Source organism: Streptomyces sp. O3 (genome assembly GCF_054788135.1).
The window spans coordinates 1-269 of record NZ_JBTVYK010000195.1; the positions used below are offsets into that span (position 1 = coordinate 1).

Annotated in this window: 1 pseudogene; it reads left to right on the forward strand. The window is 48.3% G+C overall.

Features of this window, described 5'->3' with window-relative positions:
• Window positions 1-269, forward strand: a pseudogene (gene iolU / locus ACX6XY_RS30325) (scyllo-inositol 2-dehydrogenase); the annotation flags it as partial.

Sequence of the window (269 nt, forward strand, 5' to 3'; positions counted from 1 at the left end):
CTTTCTTGAGTCAGCAGCGGATATCGAAGATTTTCAGCTGACTGCTGTTTATTCAAGATCGGCTGAACGCGCTGGCGAGTTTGCTGCTAAACACAACGCTGCGCATGCCTTCTCAGACCTTCAGGAAATGGCGGCGAGCGATTGCTTTGATGCCGTATACATAGCCAGCCCGAACGCTCTTCACAAGGAACAAGCCGTTCTCTTTATGAACCATGGCAAGCATGTCCTTTGTGAGAAACCGTTTGCTTCGAATACAAAAGAAACAGAAG